The sequence below is a fragment of the Mucilaginibacter sp. P1_D10 genome, from assembly GCF_056406215.1.
On record NZ_JBFUAP010000002.1, the window covers coordinates 477872 to 492149 of the forward strand.

15 protein-coding genes are annotated in these 14278 nt (G+C 46.3%); 7 read left to right on the forward strand and 8 right to left on the reverse strand.

The window, feature by feature from the left end; genetic code table 11:
• Positions 1-11 precede the first annotated feature (11 nt).
• Both AC1DYT_RS04395 and AC1DYT_RS04400 read left to right on the forward strand, forming a co-directional pair.
• Positions 12-281 (forward strand): hypothetical protein, encoded by a 270-nt coding sequence (locus AC1DYT_RS04395; protein ID WP_477468436.1) that lies wholly within the window; start codon positions 12-14, stop codon positions 279-281.
• Between the two features lie 10 nt (positions 282-291).
• Positions 292-1593: a hypothetical protein gene (locus AC1DYT_RS04400; RefSeq protein WP_477468437.1), complete on the forward strand. Its 1302-nt coding sequence runs from the start codon at positions 292-294 to the stop codon at positions 1591-1593.
• Between the two features lie 65 nt (positions 1594-1658).
• Here the strand turns inward: AC1DYT_RS04400 and AC1DYT_RS04405 are convergent, their stop codons facing one another.
• The 6 genes from AC1DYT_RS04405 to AC1DYT_RS04430 all read right to left on the reverse strand — a co-directional run bounded on the left by AC1DYT_RS04405 (position 1659) and on the right by AC1DYT_RS04430 (position 8689).
• On the reverse strand, positions 1659-2033 hold the full coding sequence (locus AC1DYT_RS04405; protein WP_477468438.1) for a response regulator: 375 nt from the start codon (positions 2031-2033) through the stop codon (positions 1659-1661).
• A 205-nt stretch (positions 2034-2238) separates the two neighbouring features.
• Complete coding sequence (locus AC1DYT_RS04410) at positions 2239-3072, reverse strand: glycine-rich domain-containing protein (RefSeq protein WP_477468439.1); 834 nt, start codon at positions 3070-3072, stop codon at positions 2239-2241.
• Positions 3073-3270: 198 nt separating this feature from the next.
• Complete coding sequence (locus AC1DYT_RS04415; protein WP_477468440.1) at positions 3271-5538, reverse strand: aconitate hydratase; 2268 nt, start codon at positions 5536-5538, stop codon at positions 3271-3273.
• A 305-nt stretch (positions 5539-5843) separates the two neighbouring features.
• Complete coding sequence (locus AC1DYT_RS04420) at positions 5844-6953, reverse strand: PQQ-dependent sugar dehydrogenase (RefSeq protein ID WP_477468441.1); 1110 nt, start codon at positions 6951-6953, stop codon at positions 5844-5846.
• A 71-nt stretch (positions 6954-7024) separates the two neighbouring features.
• Positions 7025-7831 (reverse strand): alpha/beta hydrolase, encoded by an 807-nt coding sequence (locus AC1DYT_RS04425; RefSeq protein ID WP_477468442.1) that lies wholly within the window; start codon positions 7829-7831, stop codon positions 7025-7027.
• 237 nt (positions 7832-8068) lie between these two features.
• Positions 8069-8689, reverse strand: a complete 621-nt coding sequence (locus tag AC1DYT_RS04430; RefSeq protein ID WP_477468443.1) for a polysaccharide deacetylase family protein — start codon at positions 8687-8689, stop codon at positions 8069-8071.
• A gap of 90 nt (positions 8690-8779) precedes the next feature.
• Between AC1DYT_RS04430 and AC1DYT_RS04435 the strand changes: the two genes are divergently transcribed.
• The 5 genes from AC1DYT_RS04435 to AC1DYT_RS04455 all read left to right on the forward strand — a co-directional run bounded on the left by AC1DYT_RS04435 (position 8780) and on the right by AC1DYT_RS04455 (position 13470).
• A complete protein-coding gene (locus AC1DYT_RS04435; protein WP_477468444.1) occupies positions 8780-10141 on the forward strand; it encodes a TolC family protein in 1362 nt (453 codons plus the stop codon).
• A 38-nt stretch (positions 10142-10179) separates the two neighbouring features.
• Positions 10180-11520 carry an efflux RND transporter periplasmic adaptor subunit gene (locus tag AC1DYT_RS04440; RefSeq protein WP_477468445.1) on the forward strand — a complete coding sequence of 447 codons (1341 nt, stop codon included), beginning with the start codon at positions 10180-10182 and terminating at the stop codon, positions 11518-11520.
• Between the two features lie 185 nt (positions 11521-11705).
• Positions 11706-12713, forward strand: coding sequence for an NAD(P)H-dependent glycerol-3-phosphate dehydrogenase (locus AC1DYT_RS04445; protein ID WP_477468446.1), 1008 nt, complete (start codon positions 11706-11708; stop codon positions 12711-12713).
• Between the two features lie 32 nt (positions 12714-12745).
• Positions 12746-13084 carry a hypothetical protein gene (locus tag AC1DYT_RS04450; protein WP_477468447.1) on the forward strand — a complete coding sequence of 113 codons (339 nt, stop codon included), beginning with the start codon at positions 12746-12748 and terminating at the stop codon, positions 13082-13084.
• A 65-nt stretch (positions 13085-13149) separates the two neighbouring features.
• The gene (locus AC1DYT_RS04455; protein WP_477468448.1) at positions 13150-13470 is read left to right on the forward strand and encodes a hypothetical protein; all 321 of its coding nucleotides are present in this window, start codon (positions 13150-13152) and stop codon (positions 13468-13470) included.
• Between the two features lie 43 nt (positions 13471-13513).
• On the opposite strand, the gene AC1DYT_RS04460 is transcribed toward AC1DYT_RS04455, so the two are convergent.
• Together AC1DYT_RS04460 and AC1DYT_RS04465 are read right to left on the reverse strand one after the other, a co-directional pair.
• Positions 13514-13969 carry a DUF6169 family protein gene (locus tag AC1DYT_RS04460; protein WP_477468449.1) on the reverse strand — a complete coding sequence of 152 codons (456 nt, stop codon included), beginning with the start codon at positions 13967-13969 and terminating at the stop codon, positions 13514-13516.
• Positions 13953-14108: a hypothetical protein gene (locus AC1DYT_RS04465; RefSeq protein ID WP_477468450.1), complete on the reverse strand. Its 156-nt coding sequence runs from the start codon at positions 14106-14108 to the stop codon at positions 13953-13955. The genes AC1DYT_RS04460 and AC1DYT_RS04465 overlap by 17 nt, the downstream gene beginning before the upstream one ends.
• Between the last annotated feature and the right edge of the window lie 170 nt (positions 14109-14278).

Consider the following 14278-nt stretch of genomic DNA (forward strand, 5'->3'; position numbering starts at 1 on the left):
AACCTCAAACCATGACAACCACAATTTCAATCACCTTTAAAGATACCGGATTAGGGCAGGCAAACGTGTCGCTTATCGGCCCGGCCGGTTTTAGCACCGGATATAATATTTTCGGAAACGACTCCAGGGACTTCGACCTGGGTAATGGGCTGTATCAAATTTCAGTAACCGGTACTTCAGCAGTTGCAGCCACCCTCAATGTGAAAGCAGGGGGCCAAACACTGGTTAACGATACCTGCGCACCAAAACAAATTGTAATGAACGACGGATTTATCATTTAATGCAGATGCCATGAAAAAAATACTGACCCTCGCCTTTTTGCTTGCCTCCAGCCTGCCGCTGCTTGCACAGGATAGTTTACGCGTACCCGCGCTTGACACCACCAAGGTCCACGCCATCGATAATGCTACCAAGGCTGCCATAAATAAAAAAGTTGCCGATGCCAAAACCAATACCAGTTGGGATATCATAGCCGACTTATACCAGCTCAGCCTCAACAATGTTACAGGTACCGGCAAATCAATCAGCTTCGGCGCCACTTTGCACGCTATTGCGTCGGGGTTTAATAGTTCCACAACCCACCCGGATGGTAGTTACTTTGCCAATAATTTTCAACCCGTTGTTATTATGGGGTATAAAAATAATTTTAAAAATATCAATGCCTCTGCCGGCTTCAAATACGCAGTTTTTAATCAAACGGATGCGCTACACAGCAAGTTGTTAAATAATAACCCTGATCTGTTGCAAAGCCTGGCCGCGCTAAACGATTATGATAAAGATTTCAGGCAGGCGCTGCGCGATGCTGCTGAAACAAAAATGAACAACCAGCAGGTACAACATGCCCTGTTGCACGGGCTCGACCCCGAGTCTGCCGAAGGAAAGGCTATTATTGCCGCTTATAAAAATGAGGTGCTGGCCCAATTTAATAGCCAGCTAAAACAACTTACAGCACTGTTGCTATCAGGCAAAAACACAGACATGAGCACCGACCTGCGCGCATTTTTTGACCAAACAGCCGGTTCTGGTAAATCCCTCGACGGATTGATTACATTGGTTAATGAAGCGAAGGCACAGATAAACGAAGTAAGCGCACGGATTGCACGTGGCTGGAACGTAAATATAAACCCCATGGTAACCTACGATCTAACGCATGGTGGCTTCCAGGGAGTAAATATTGGTGCTAATGGCAGCAAGGGATTTAATATTTTTGGCAAAGGGCACAATTCGCAGGCTATCGGCAAGTTCAATTATATTGCAGGTACAGATACCATTGTTGCTGTTATCAACACCAGCCGCCGCCAAATCACCAATCAGATAGGGTTTAACCAGGTGCTAGCATCCAGCATTATAAAATCGGTTTCTAAAACCGAACCCACACCCTGGCTGGAGGCGAGTGTTACAGGTAGTTATAACTACGTATTCGCCGGGCTTAAACCCAAGGAAAAAAACCGGCAGCCTGCACTTAACCTGAAATTGGCATTACTCGTTGGAAAATCTACTTGGTTTACGGTTCCGTTCACGTACAATTTTGGAGAAAAGGCCGCGACAGCACTCATTTCGGTAACTGCCAATATTGGCCAGGCGCTTTTTTAGTAATATTAAAATAAGCTCATTGCCCCGCCAAAATACCAGCGATTGGCTGGCGCGGTATAGCTTATTTAGAACGCCAGTGGTTGATGGTCGATAAAACGGAGTACTTTGCCAACCATGTCTTCCAGCTCAAAAGGTTTGCGTACGAAATCATTGGCTTCGCATTCCTTGGCAATCAGTTCAATATCATTGGCGGTAGAAAGGATGATGACCGGTACGGTAGCCAGGTCGGGGATCTGTTTTATTTTCCTGCATAAACGATGCCCAGGTTTGCTGTTGATAAATTCGTCCAGCAAAATCAGGTCGGGGTTGAATGCGATGATTGCGGAAAGGTCTTCCGGTTCAGGTATGCTCAAGGTAGCGTAACCATGTTCCTGCAAAATAAACTCCACGATAAAACGGATATCGTGGTCGTTCTCAATAATCAATACGCTCTTTTTCAAATCCTTTAAATTTGATTAAAGGTAGGTAATAAATTTGGTTATCAGGCGGCGAAGCGGCGGCGCTACTCGCGCCAGGGTGTGCCTTTCTAACCTACACAGGATTTATACTTGTTACTACTACGCCTGTAGGTGCAGGGTGCGAGCAGCCCATTCATTGCGCCGCCCGGACACTAGCGCCAGAGGGGAACTTTTTGTTCGTAAAGTTTTAATCACTTCCGCATCCGCTTCCACAACCGCTGCAACCCGATGATGAGCACCCGCTGCCACAACCGCTATGGCCACCGTCGCCACTGTGCCCGCCATCGTGGCCACCGTGGTGCCCTCCATGGTGAGAGGAGCCAAAGTCGCCACCGCATCCGGCGGTACTGCAACCACTGCCGCCCCTGTCGTTGTTGCCTTTCCCTTTGTTTGGGTCAAATTCCCATTTGTAAACGCCAATGGCAACGGCAATTACCACGCCGAGCATCAATAATGGCGTACCGTAATCCTCTGCCGCTTGTATAAAGATGGCACAGGCAACCAATAACATCAGTAAAGTAATCCCCGCTACGGATAACTTCGGTTTTTTGATCAGCCAGTATCGCCCGATGTTTACCCGCTGAAAATCGATATCCGTAAAACGCTGCTGGTTATTATGCCAGATATCGTCCGGCGGTGTTACCCCGAATTTATCGGTATAAAGTGTTTGCGACGAGGTGTAAAACTTGTCGAACTTCTCAGCCTCCTGTGTGCCTCCTTTTGTGGGGTTGTGGTGAATTTCCTTTTCGATTGTGTTTTTGCAAAGGTCTATCCAATAAGAACGGGTAAAGGTAAGATGCAGGTGCCAGGCCTGGTCTACCGGGTCTGACGGGGTGACGCCACTTTCGCTAACGCAGCACATAAAGATGAATTTCTTGTATTCGGCTATTACGCGGTAAGTGTAGTTTAGGCTCCAGCCATTCTCCCTGGCCAGCCTTGCAGAAAACTTAAAGCCCGCGTCCGGTTCATCAAGTTGGAACGCTTGGATTTTCTGCCATAATGTAATTTCCTCTTTCGTCATTGTTGTAGGTATAAATTAGCTAAAGCTAATGAGAAAGAAGATAGCTTAAATAAGTTTAATGTTAAGTAATTGTTATATTTCAGATGGTTAATATTAATAGCAGACTACAAACGTCCTGTGTGTAACCCCATAAAAAAAGCCTCCCCAATCGGGAAGGCTTAATCTAATCCCGATGATTATCGGGACTAAATTCTAAAATTAAGATGCCATTTGCGCGCGGATGATATTCAACGCGCCACCTGCTTTAAACCACTCAATTTGTTGAGCGTTATAGGTGTGGTTAACCGCGAAGCTTTCGCTGGTACCATCTGCATGGTGCAATACAACGGTTAGTTGCTTGCCTGGTGCAAAGGTGGTTAAGCCAACGATATCGAAAATATCGTCTTCCAGTATCTTGTCGTAGTCGCTGCTATCTGCAAAGGTGATGCCCAGCATACCTTGTTTCTTCAGGTTGGTTTCGTGGATACGGGCGAACGATTTCACCAATATTACACGTACACCCAAGTGGCGGGGTTCCATCGCAGCGTGCTCGCGCGATGAGCCTTCGCCGTAGTTCTCGTCGCCAACAACAATACTGCCAATGCCATGCGCTTTGTAATCGCGCTGGGTAGCAGGTACCGGGCCGTATTCGCCGGTCAGTTGGTTCTTAACGCTATCGGCGTTTAGGTTGAAGTAGTTGATAGCGCCGATCAGCATATTGTTGGATATGTTATCCAGGTGACCACGGAACTTCAACCATGGGCCGGCCATCGAAATATGGTCGGTAGTACATTTACCTTTTGCTTTTATCAGCAGCTTTAAGCCGGTGATATCGGTACCCTCCCATGCAGAGAATGGATCAAGCAATTGCAAACGTGCAGAAGTTGGGCTAACCTTTACTTCTACCGCGCTGCCATCTTCGGCCGGTGCCTGGTAACCTGCATCTTCAACTGCGTAACCACGTACCGGCATTTCTATACCCAGCGGTTCATCCAGCATTACCTGCTCGCCATCCTTATTAGTTAAGGTATCAGTAAGTGGGTTGAAAGTTAGATCGCCGGCAATAACCATAGCGGTTACAATTTCCGGAGACGCTACGAATGCGTGTGTGTTTGGGTTACCGTCCTGGCGTTTTGCAAAGTTACGGTTGAAGGATGTAATGATAGAGTTTTTGCGGGTTGGGTCGTCGGTATGACGGGCCCACTGGCCGATACACGGACCACAAGCATTTGCCAATACAACGCCACCCATGCTCTCGAAGGTACCTAAGTAACCATCGCGCTCCACAGTGTAGCGCACCAGTTCACTACCAGGGGTAATGGTGAACTCTGCTTTAGTTTGCAGGTTTTTATCAATAGCCTGTTTGGCGATTGATGCCGAACGGGTAATATCCTCGTAAGATGAGTTGGTACAAGAACCAATCAAGCCAACTTCTAAAGTAACCGGCCAGTTGTTCTCGCGAACAGCGGTAGCGAATTTAGAGATAGGCCATGCCAGATCCGGCGTGAAAGGGCCGTTGATATGTGGCTCAAGCTCCGACAGGTTGATTTCGATAACCTGGTCGAAGTAAGCGGCCGGGTTAGCGTAAACTTCGTCATCACCGGTTAAGTGTTCTGCAACGGCGTTCGCCAGTTCGGCAACTTCCGCACGTGAAGTGCCTGTTAAATAGGTAGCGATCTTTTCGTCGTAACCGAAGATAGAAGTGGTAGCACCAATTTCGGCACCCATGTTACAGATGGTACCTTTACCTGTTGCCGAAAGCGAACGTGCGCCTTCGCCAAAATATTCTACTATGGCACCGGTACCACCTTTTACGGTAAGGATACCTGCTACTTTCAAAATAACGTCTTTTGCAGAAGCCCAGCCCGATAGCTTGCCGGTTAATTTAACACCGATAAGCTTAGGGAATTTTAGCTCCCATGGCAAACCTGCCATCACATCGCAGGCATCGGCACCGCCAACACCTATGGCAACCATACCCAAACCACCTGCGTTAGGTGTGTGTGAGTCGGTACCTATCATCATACCACCTGGGAACGCGTAGTTTTCCAACACTACCTGGTGAATGATACCTGCACCGGCTTTCCAGAAACCGATGCCGTATTTATCAGATACGGATGAAAGGAAATCGTAAACTTCTTTATTGATATCAACAGCTGTGCTTAAATCTTCAACAGCGCCGATTTTTGCTTGTATAAGGTGATCGCAATGTACGGTTGAGGGTACGGCAACCTGCGGGCGGCCTGCCTGCATAAATTGCAAAAGGGCCATCTGGGCAGTGGCATCCTGCATGGCTACGCGGTCTGGTGCAAAGTCAACGTAGTCGGTACCGCGTTCGAAGGCTTTTTTAGCATCGCCTTCGGAAAGGTGAGCGTATAATATTTTTTCTGTAAGCGTAAGGTGTTTGCCGGTCGCTAAGCGTGCAGCCGCAATGCGGGTGCTGTAGCGATCGTAAACTTTTTTGATCATATCTAAATCAAAAGCCATAATGTTTGATCTTTTTAGTGGGAAAAAAGGTTTGCCAGCCCATTTCGGGCGGGTAGCCGCGAATTTACAAATTATAAACTTTATTCACAGTCAGCCCTTTGTACAAATGTTATTTAGATGCGATATAAATAAGGGAAGGGGAGAGGGATGCAAATTTACTGTTTGTTTTCCACCACATCATTGCGAGGCACGAAGCAATCTCTACGCAAGCATAGCCCGTTGCAAGTCGCCATTGCGTATCGGGAGATTGCTTCGTGCCTCAATGACGCGTCGATAATATAGCTGTCATGATCTTAGGGGCTAAACTACTGCTTGCTCACCTTAATTATCTTATCGGTTCCTCCCCCATTGCTGGTAATAATATACACGTCGCCCTGCGGAGATATGGCAACATCGCGCATGCGGCCATAGGTGCCTTTATAATAGGTGTTTACAGCATCTACCTTATCGCCTGCGGCGTTCAGTTTTATCTGTAGCAGTTCCGAATCCTTCAATACAGCAAGCAACAACGAATTCTTCCATTGCGGGATAGCATCGTTGTTATAATAATCGATACCGGATGGCGCGATGGTAGGCGACCAGGCCTGGATGGGTTCTACCACATTATTTGTGGTACAAAAAGAAGGTTCGGTACCCGTATCGCAAAAGCCCTCTACATTGGGCCAGCCGAAGTTGCGGCCTTTTTGGATGATGTTTATCTCATCGTTGGTAGTGGCGCCATGTTCCGAACTGTATAGCCTGTCGCCCACGAAAACCAGTCCTTGTGGGTTACGGTGCCCGAATGTCCAAAGCGGGCTGCCGGCTACAGGGTTATCTGCAGGGATGCTGCCATCCAGATTGATGCGTTGTATCTTGCCGGCCAAACTGCTTATATCCTGCGCCCGCGATGATACCGAAGCATCGCCGCTGGTGATAAATAGTTTTTTATCAGGCGATATAGCCAGCCGCGTGCCGTTATGGACGTTGGAGGCGGGGATATTATCCAGCAGTATTACCGGGTTTATCAGCGTAGTGCCGTTATAAGTGAATTTTACCACCTTTTTGGTATATGTACCGGCTTTATCGTAATTATAAGCAACAAAAACTTCGGGTGTAGTTGCAAAATCAGGGTGCAGCACCATGCCCAACAAGCCACCTTCACCATTGGGCACTACCTCGGTAATATTAATCACTTGCTTTTTTGTGCCGTCGGCAGGGTTTACACGGCTTATTTTGCCGTTTCGCTCGGTTATCCAGAGCATGTTATCAGGTCCCCATAAAATTTCCCAAGGATAGTTTAAATTCTGGGTGAGCACCACATCGGTAAGCGTAGCATCGCCCGGTTCTGTTGGCGGTACAGCATTCGTATTCTTTTTACAATTGATAAAGCAAAAAAAGCCTGTTGCGATAATCGCGGCGGCTATCCATTTTCTCATGATTTTTAAAGTTTACCGGGGCTGTTAATTGGCTAACAGGCATTTGTGCAATTTGTTGCATAGCTCAACCCTTAATTAGCAAACCACTCGTAAAATGCCTTAAAAGCAACTTTCCACTGCGCCTCGTTATGTTTGGCACCTTTCATAATCAACGGTGCGGGTACATTTTTACGATTGAAGCCTTTGCCGGTCAATACCGAATCCATCTTATTTACATAATCAGCCTCGTCGCCCTCCTGGTCGCCGCAGGCTAAAAAGTAGCGCTGTTTAAGGCTTAATTTCGCGCTGGTAGTCAACGGGTACATTTGTGGGGCTATCCAAAACGATGGCGAGAACACGCCCGCCACCCCAAACACATCCGGGTATTTTACCGCAGCATACATAGATATGAGCCCACCCATCGAGCTGCCAGCAATAGCAGTATGCTTCACATCCTTTTTGGTACGGTAAAGGCTATCTATATGCGGCTTCAACGTATTTACCATAAAGGCAAGGTAGGCATCGCCATCGGGCTTGGTAGCGTATTTGCTGGTATAGGCATTATACTCGGCCATGCGGTATTGGCCGCTGTTATCAATGCCCACTACTATCGTCTGCTTATTGGCCGGGAAAGTTTTCAGGGTAGAATCTACCAACCAGCTGCCTGCAAAACTGGTGTTGCCGGTAAACAGGTTCTGCCCATCGTGCATATACAATACGGGGTATTTCCTTTTTGAGGTAGCATACCCGGCAGGCAAAAAAACCCGTATGGTGCGCCCCCGGCCCAATTGCGGCATGGATACTTGGCTGATGACTACGCGGGCCGTATCGGCATTCTGTGCACGCAGGCTTTGCGCACATACGGTAAAAAGCGCAATAATTAATAATTGACGAACCATGCCGAAATGTAGCAATTAACCTGGCAACCAGCAAACCAAAATAACCCAATATAGTGTTCACGCGCGCCGCGTGAACATCGTGAACACTTTCAAATTATTCATAATCAAATACTTAAAAATTTTAGGGTGGTGTCAATATCGTGTCACCACCGTTTTCATCGTAAATGATTATATTAAGGTGCCGCTTTCCGCGTGCAAATCCTCCTTGGGGGGGCAAATAAGTAAACTGCAAACCGCCTACTGCAAACTTTCGAAACTATACCCCTCCCTGCTCCACTCTTCCAACGCGCGCGGAAGCACGTACTCCAGCCGCTCAAAGGCTTTCTGGCTATCGTGAAATACCACTATCGATCCTGCTTCGGTATGTTTCAGCACATTCTTCAGGCAATCGGCAGGGGCGAGGCTGGTATCGAAATCGCCGCTCAGCACATCCCACATCACAATATTTAAGTCTGGTCGGGCCTGTTTAAGCAGTTTAATCTGCTGTCGCTTTATACGCCCGTATGGCGGGCGGAAAAGGTTTGTGCCCGTTAATTCATCGGCTTTCAAAAAGTTCTGCAGGTACTTTTCATTGTCCGTGGCCCATCCTTTAAGGTGGTTGTAGGTGTGGCTGCCTATGGCGTGGCCCTGTTCTTTTACCTGCGCGAATACGTCGGGATACTTACCGATATTATCGCCGATGCAAAAGAAAGTTGCCTTGGCCTGGTATTGTTTTAAAATATTTAATACGAACGGTGTAACAATGGGTATAGGGCCGTCGTCAAAAGTCAAATAAATACAGCGGGTATCGGGCGCAGCATTCCATATCAAACCGGGATACAGCCATTTAAGCAGGCGGGGAGTTTTTACCAGGTACATGCTAAAAAGAGGTTATTTGTTCCATATTTTTAAACAAAGAAATTGAGGCTTGCAAAGCTTTTAGCTTACTACGATTGTACAACACTTATTATGAAACTAAAATTACCATTCACAAAAGTAACTATTGCTTGCTTCATATTAATTTCGGTAACCAATATATCCGCTAAAGCGCAGGAATTGATTACCCTGCAAAAAGCGGTAGACCGCGCACTGGAACGCAACCTTACTATAAAACAGGCGCTGCTTAACGAAGCCCTGAGTACCGAAGATTACAACCAAAGCCGTTATAACAAACTGCCGGCCGTAAGCGCAAACCCGCAGGCGGGCTACAACTTTGGCCGTAACATCGACCCAACCACCAACCAGTTCATAAACCAACGAACTTTTACCGTAAATGCCGGCATAAATGCACAGATAACGCTTTTTCAGGGTGGGCAACTGCGCAACCAGATCATCCAGAACCGTATTTTGGTTGATGTAGATAAAAGCAACACCGCGAAAATAAAGAACGACCTTATCCTGAACGTTGTTATCCAATACCTGGCCATATTAACCAATCAGGATTTGGTAACCGCAGCCCAACAACAGATAGATGTCGCCAAAATTGCTTTAGACCGCGTGCAGAAAAACTTCGATGCGGGCAACCAAACCCTTGCCGACCTTTCGCAGGCCAAGGCACAACAGTACACTGCCGATCTTAACCTTACCACCGCCCAAAACCAGCTGGATTTATCGATACTGGTATTGAAGCAATATATGGAAATGGGCCCGCTGGAACAAATTACCGTGGAGAAGCCGGACATCAGCAAGCTTACCGATATCCGCACCCTGTACGATGAAGCAACCGTGTTGAAAACCGCTTTAGAAATAAACCCCGACGTAAAACTGGCCGAAACCAGGCAACTTGCAGCGCAGCAGAGCATAAAAGTAGCCATGGGCGCCTATTACCCAAGCCTGGTTTTATTCGGCTCGGGCAACTCGCGTTATTCAGATGCGAGCATCAGGTTCGATAACCCAACTGCCAACTATCCGTTTTTTGATCAGTTTAAAGATAACTTCAACCAATCGATAGGGTTATCGCTGCAGATACCTATTTTTAGCCGCTTTGCAACCCGCACATCAGTACGTAAAGCACGTATCAATTACCAGGGCGCCGAGTTGAATACCCAGTCGGCAAAGAACAGCCTGAGCAAGGTAATTATACAAGCCGTGTTCGATTTGCGCGCCGCCAATAAAAAACTGGCAAGTACCACGCAAACTTACCAGGCCAACAAAGATGCCTTCAACATTATACAGCAACGCTACAATGTGGGGCTGGTAAACTCGCTGGATTACAATACCTCGCTTACCAACCTCAACAAATCGCAGTTCGATTTGATACAGGCACGCTACGAACTGGTGTTCCGCAGCAAAATAATCGATTATTACCTTGGCAACCCTATCACATTATAAACGTTAACTCACAAAAAAAATCCTGAATATAAAACATCATGGGAAAGACTACTAAATATATCCTCATCGGTTTAGGCTCGCTGATTGCTTTGCTGATAATACTTAAAATGGCCGGCGTTATCGGCAAGCCGAAGCTAACGCAGATTGCCACAGAGAAAGCCGATACGCGCGATATAAACGAAACCGTATCTGCCAGCGGCAAGATAAAACCCCACATCGAGGTTAAGATAAGCCCCGAGGTGAGCGGCGAGGTAGTTGAACTGCCTATAAAAGAAGGCGACGTGGTTAAGAAAGGCCAGCTGCTTTGTAAGATCCGCCCGGATATCTTAAAATCGGGCTACGACCGCGCCGTGGCATCTTACAACTCGCAAAAAGCAAGCGTGGGCAATTCATCGCAGATGCTGAAACAATCTGAAGCTACCTTTGCCAACCAGCTTTCGATATACAAACGCAGCCAGGAGCTTTACAAAAATAAAGTACTTACCACTGCCGAATTCGAGCAGGCAAAAGCTAACTACGAAGGCGCGAAGGCTTCTTTAGAAGCAGCTAAGCAAAACGTTATCGGGTCTACCTACGGCCTGGCCCAGTCATCAGCATCTGTTAAAGAAGCACAGGATAACCTGGCCAAAACAACTATCTACGCACCTGTTGATGGCGTTGTATCAAAATTATCCATTGAAATTGGCGAGCGTGTTTTAGGAACCCAGCAATTTGCAGGTACCGAGATCATGACCATATCCGACCTGAACAAAATGGATGTAAACGTTGACGTGAACGAGAACGACATCAACCGTATAGGCATCGGCAACCCTGCACAAATAGAAATCGATGCCTTTTTGGGCAAGAAATTCGAGGGCGAAGTAATAGAGATAGGCAGTTCGGCCAACGTGGTAGGCACCAATGCCGACCAGGTGACCAACTTTACCGTAAAGGTGAGGATTACAGCACAATCGTACATGGATCTGTTAAAGAAGAACGCAGCAAATCACTCACCCTTCCGCCCGGGATTGACCGCAACGGTAGATATCCAAACCAACCACGTAAAGGCCTTATCGGTGCCTATACAATCGGTTACTACCCGCGAAGACAAGAAAGCAACCGCAACCGGTAACGGTACAGACGATAAAAAGAAGACAGCCAGCACCCCGGTAGCCAAGGAATATGTGTATGTATTCGATGCCAAAACCAACAAGGTAAAACAGGTGCAGGTAACTACCGGCATACAGGATGATGCTTACATACAGATATTAAGCGGCCTGAAAGGCGGCGAAGAAGTAGTATCGGCACCATTTGCGGCTATCTCTAAAGAGCTTAACGATGGCATGCTGGTAGAGAGAGTAGATAAAGCCAAGCTATTCACCGGCGATAAGAAGAACTAAGTTTTAAAGGTAAAAGCCGAAAGGTCAGGGGTGAAAGGTTTTAGAATCTTTCACCCTTTTTTATTTTAAACCATCTTACCGGTGGGTATTACCTTTTGCCCTTAACCTTTCACCTCTCGCCTTTTTTTCATTTCTTTGTACCGCAAGGGAAAACCAATTAGCCCTGCAGTACATTATACGCTGTAATGCTTAAGCAAATACATAAGATTACCGTTGTTGGCGGCGGCAGCTGGGCAACAGCCAATATTAAGATGCTTACCGATAACACCATTGAAAAAGAAATTTTTTGGTGGATGCGGAACGAGCAGGCCGTGGAGCATATCAGCAAATTCCGCCACAACCCCAACTATTTAAGTTCGGTAGAAATAAAAGTGCCGGCTGCAAATATCTCTGCCGATTTGAAGCCGCTGATACAGGCAGCCGATTGCATATTATTGAACGTGCCCGCCGCCTTTTTGAAAGAAGCATTAAAAGGAATAACGCCCGAAGATCTGGCAGGTAAGAAGATCGTATCTGCCGTAAAAGGTATCGTGCCCGATGAGAACCAGATTATCGGCGAGTTTATGCACGATAAATACAAGGTGTCCTTCAGCGACTTTATGGTGATAAGCGGCCCCTGCCACGCGGAGGAGGTTGCATTGGAGAAATTATCGTACCTCACCATCGCCTCGCAGGACGTGGGGCTGGCTACCGAGTTTGCCGCCATGCTGAACACCCGCTACATCAAAACCATCGTATCTGATGATATCTACGGTACCGAATATGGTGCAGTGCTCAAGAACGTTTATGCCATAGCCAGCGGCATATGTCATGGCGTGGGCTACGGAGACAATTTCCAGGCGGTACTGATATCTAATGCCATACGCGAGTTGGAACGCTTCGTAGACCAGGTGCACCCCATAGACCGCGACATCAAAGAATCGGCCTACCTGGGTGACTTGTTGGTTACCGCCTATTCGCAGTTTAGCCGCAACCGTACCTTCGGCAATATGATTGGGAAGGGTTATACCGTGACCTCGGCGCAACTGGAGATGAATATGATTGCGGAGGGCTACTATGCAGTAAATTGCCTACACCAGGTAAACCTGCAGTATAAAGTAGATATGCCCATATGCGAAGCCGTTTACGCTATTTTATACAAAAAAGCATCGCCCGCGGCCGAAATGCGCAAACTGGCAGAGAAATTGAGTTAAGCTAAACAGTTAAACTTAATTTACGCGCTATCATGAAAAAGTTATTCAGTACAGCATTAGTTGCGGTTGCATTATTTGCAGCCTCGCAAAGCTTTGCCCAAACCCATAAAGATACTACTGTAGCCCAAAAAGTTGGCACCACCGCCAAAAAAGGCTGGAAAGCCACCAAAAAAACAGCCAGCAAAGTGGGCAACAAAACCGCCCAGATAGCCTCTACCGGCGCAGCTGCCGTAGTAGATAAAAAATACGCCGGCAAGGTGGGCCCGCAGGGCCAAACCATCTACATAGATAAAAACTCCTACTATTACTACGTAAACAGCAAGGGTCGCCACGTTTACGTGAAAGAATCGGCACTGGTGGCCAAACCCTAACATTGGAAATATAAACAGGAGCGCTTGTTGCAAAACAGGCGCTTTTTTGCTACCTTATCAACATCATGAAAAGCTATCCTTTAATATTTACGATTGCTGCCTGTGCGCTGATATTATCAACCGCCGCATGCAGCCAAAAAAAAGCTCAACCCGATAAAAAACTTCAGGGCATCTGGAAATCTAAAGACGGGCTAATCAACCTTAAGATAACCGATAAGCAGTTTACGCTGGATAACGAGCCTGAGGACTATTTTACCAAAGGCGATACCATCTTCACTTCGTTTGAGGGCAACCTGCCCTACACCAAATTCCTGATACAAAAGCTGGACGAGAAGCAGCTTAGCCTGATGTTCCCCGATTCGGTTGCGGTAGAATTTAGCCGTTAAACAGAGCTAATTTGCAATACAAGAGAGAAAGGAAATAATCGGATCAAAAATTGTCCAGTTCCGACTTAAAGCTTTCTATAATTAAGTTTCCCAATGGGTTTAGGTTGTTATACAATACCGAAGCGTTAATTGGATATCCATTTTCCGAGATAGCAATATAATTGAATTTGCTTATGTAGTAAAAATCTTCAGCTGATCTCTGATACCAATATTCAAATATTACGTGGCGTTTATCGTGGCGGTTGTCTTCCGAATCGCAAATATAAAATATCACGTTCGACTCCTTTTCAAGGATATCTCCGATAAGTTTAATGACGGTGTTCTTGATCCAATAATCTACATGGGTTGGTTCTGTATCCGGGTATAACGACAAAGAAAAAGCGTTGATCTCACCTAATTGATAGCTGATCAACGCTAATTGATATATAATGTTATATCGTGTAGTAAAGGTATAGGTTAGGCCGTCTTCGGACGGAACTACATTATAAAGGTTTTGCAAAATTAATACCCTTTTCTTTAGCCAGGTCGCTCAACGGCTTTTTGTTTTTTAAGGCATCCTTTATATCCTTCTTATCCTGCATCACCTTCGCTAAAAATGCAGAGCCGCCCTTTAGCGTATGCTTTTTGTTTGTTTCCATGTTCTTGGTGATTTATTCTAAATTATTTAATACTTACTATCCTATAAACGATAAATTTACTTACTATGTTTCACAAGTGCAGTATCTTATGGATATATTAACATCAATAACGTTTAAACAAAAACCTCCCGGATGCTGGTGCAAACGAGAGGCTTTGTAAACAAAACTAA

Bases quoted from the DNA above. Each gene is read 5' to 3' on its own strand.
- AC1DYT_RS04465 (WP_477468450.1), bottom strand. From the start codon at position 14,108: ATGGAAACAAACAAAAAGCATACGCTAAAGGGCGGCTCTGCATTTTTA.
- AC1DYT_RS04410 (WP_477468439.1), bottom strand. From the start codon at position 3,072: ATGACGAAAGAGGAAATTACATTATGGCAGAAAATCCAAGCGTTCCAA.
- AC1DYT_RS04440 (WP_477468445.1), top strand. From the start codon at position 10,180: ATGGGAAAGACTACTAAATATATCCTCATCGGTTTAGGCTCGCTGATT.
- AC1DYT_RS04445 (WP_477468446.1), top strand. From the start codon at position 11,706: ATGCTTAAGCAAATACATAAGATTACCGTTGTTGGCGGCGGCAGCTGG.
- AC1DYT_RS04395 (WP_477468436.1), top strand. From the start codon at position 12: ATGACAACCACAATTTCAATCACCTTTAAAGATACCGGATTAGGGCAG.
- AC1DYT_RS04435 (WP_477468444.1), top strand. From the start codon at position 8,780: ATGAAACTAAAATTACCATTCACAAAAGTAACTATTGCTTGCTTCATA.
- AC1DYT_RS04430 (WP_477468443.1), bottom strand. From the start codon at position 8,689: ATGTACCTGGTAAAAACTCCCCGCCTGCTTAAATGGCTGTATCCCGGT.
- AC1DYT_RS04455 (WP_477468448.1), top strand. From the start codon at position 13,150: ATGAAAAGCTATCCTTTAATATTTACGATTGCTGCCTGTGCGCTGATA.
- AC1DYT_RS04400 (WP_477468437.1), top strand. From the start codon at position 292: ATGAAAAAAATACTGACCCTCGCCTTTTTGCTTGCCTCCAGCCTGCCG.
- AC1DYT_RS04415 (WP_477468440.1), bottom strand. From the start codon at position 5,538: ATGGCTTTTGATTTAGATATGATCAAAAAAGTTTACGATCGCTACAGC.
- AC1DYT_RS04450 (WP_477468447.1), top strand. From the start codon at position 12,746: ATGAAAAAGTTATTCAGTACAGCATTAGTTGCGGTTGCATTATTTGCA.
- AC1DYT_RS04425 (WP_477468442.1), bottom strand. From the start codon at position 7,831: ATGGTTCGTCAATTATTAATTATTGCGCTTTTTACCGTATGTGCGCAA.
- AC1DYT_RS04420 (WP_477468441.1), bottom strand. From the start codon at position 6,953: ATGAGAAAATGGATAGCCGCCGCGATTATCGCAACAGGCTTTTTTTGC.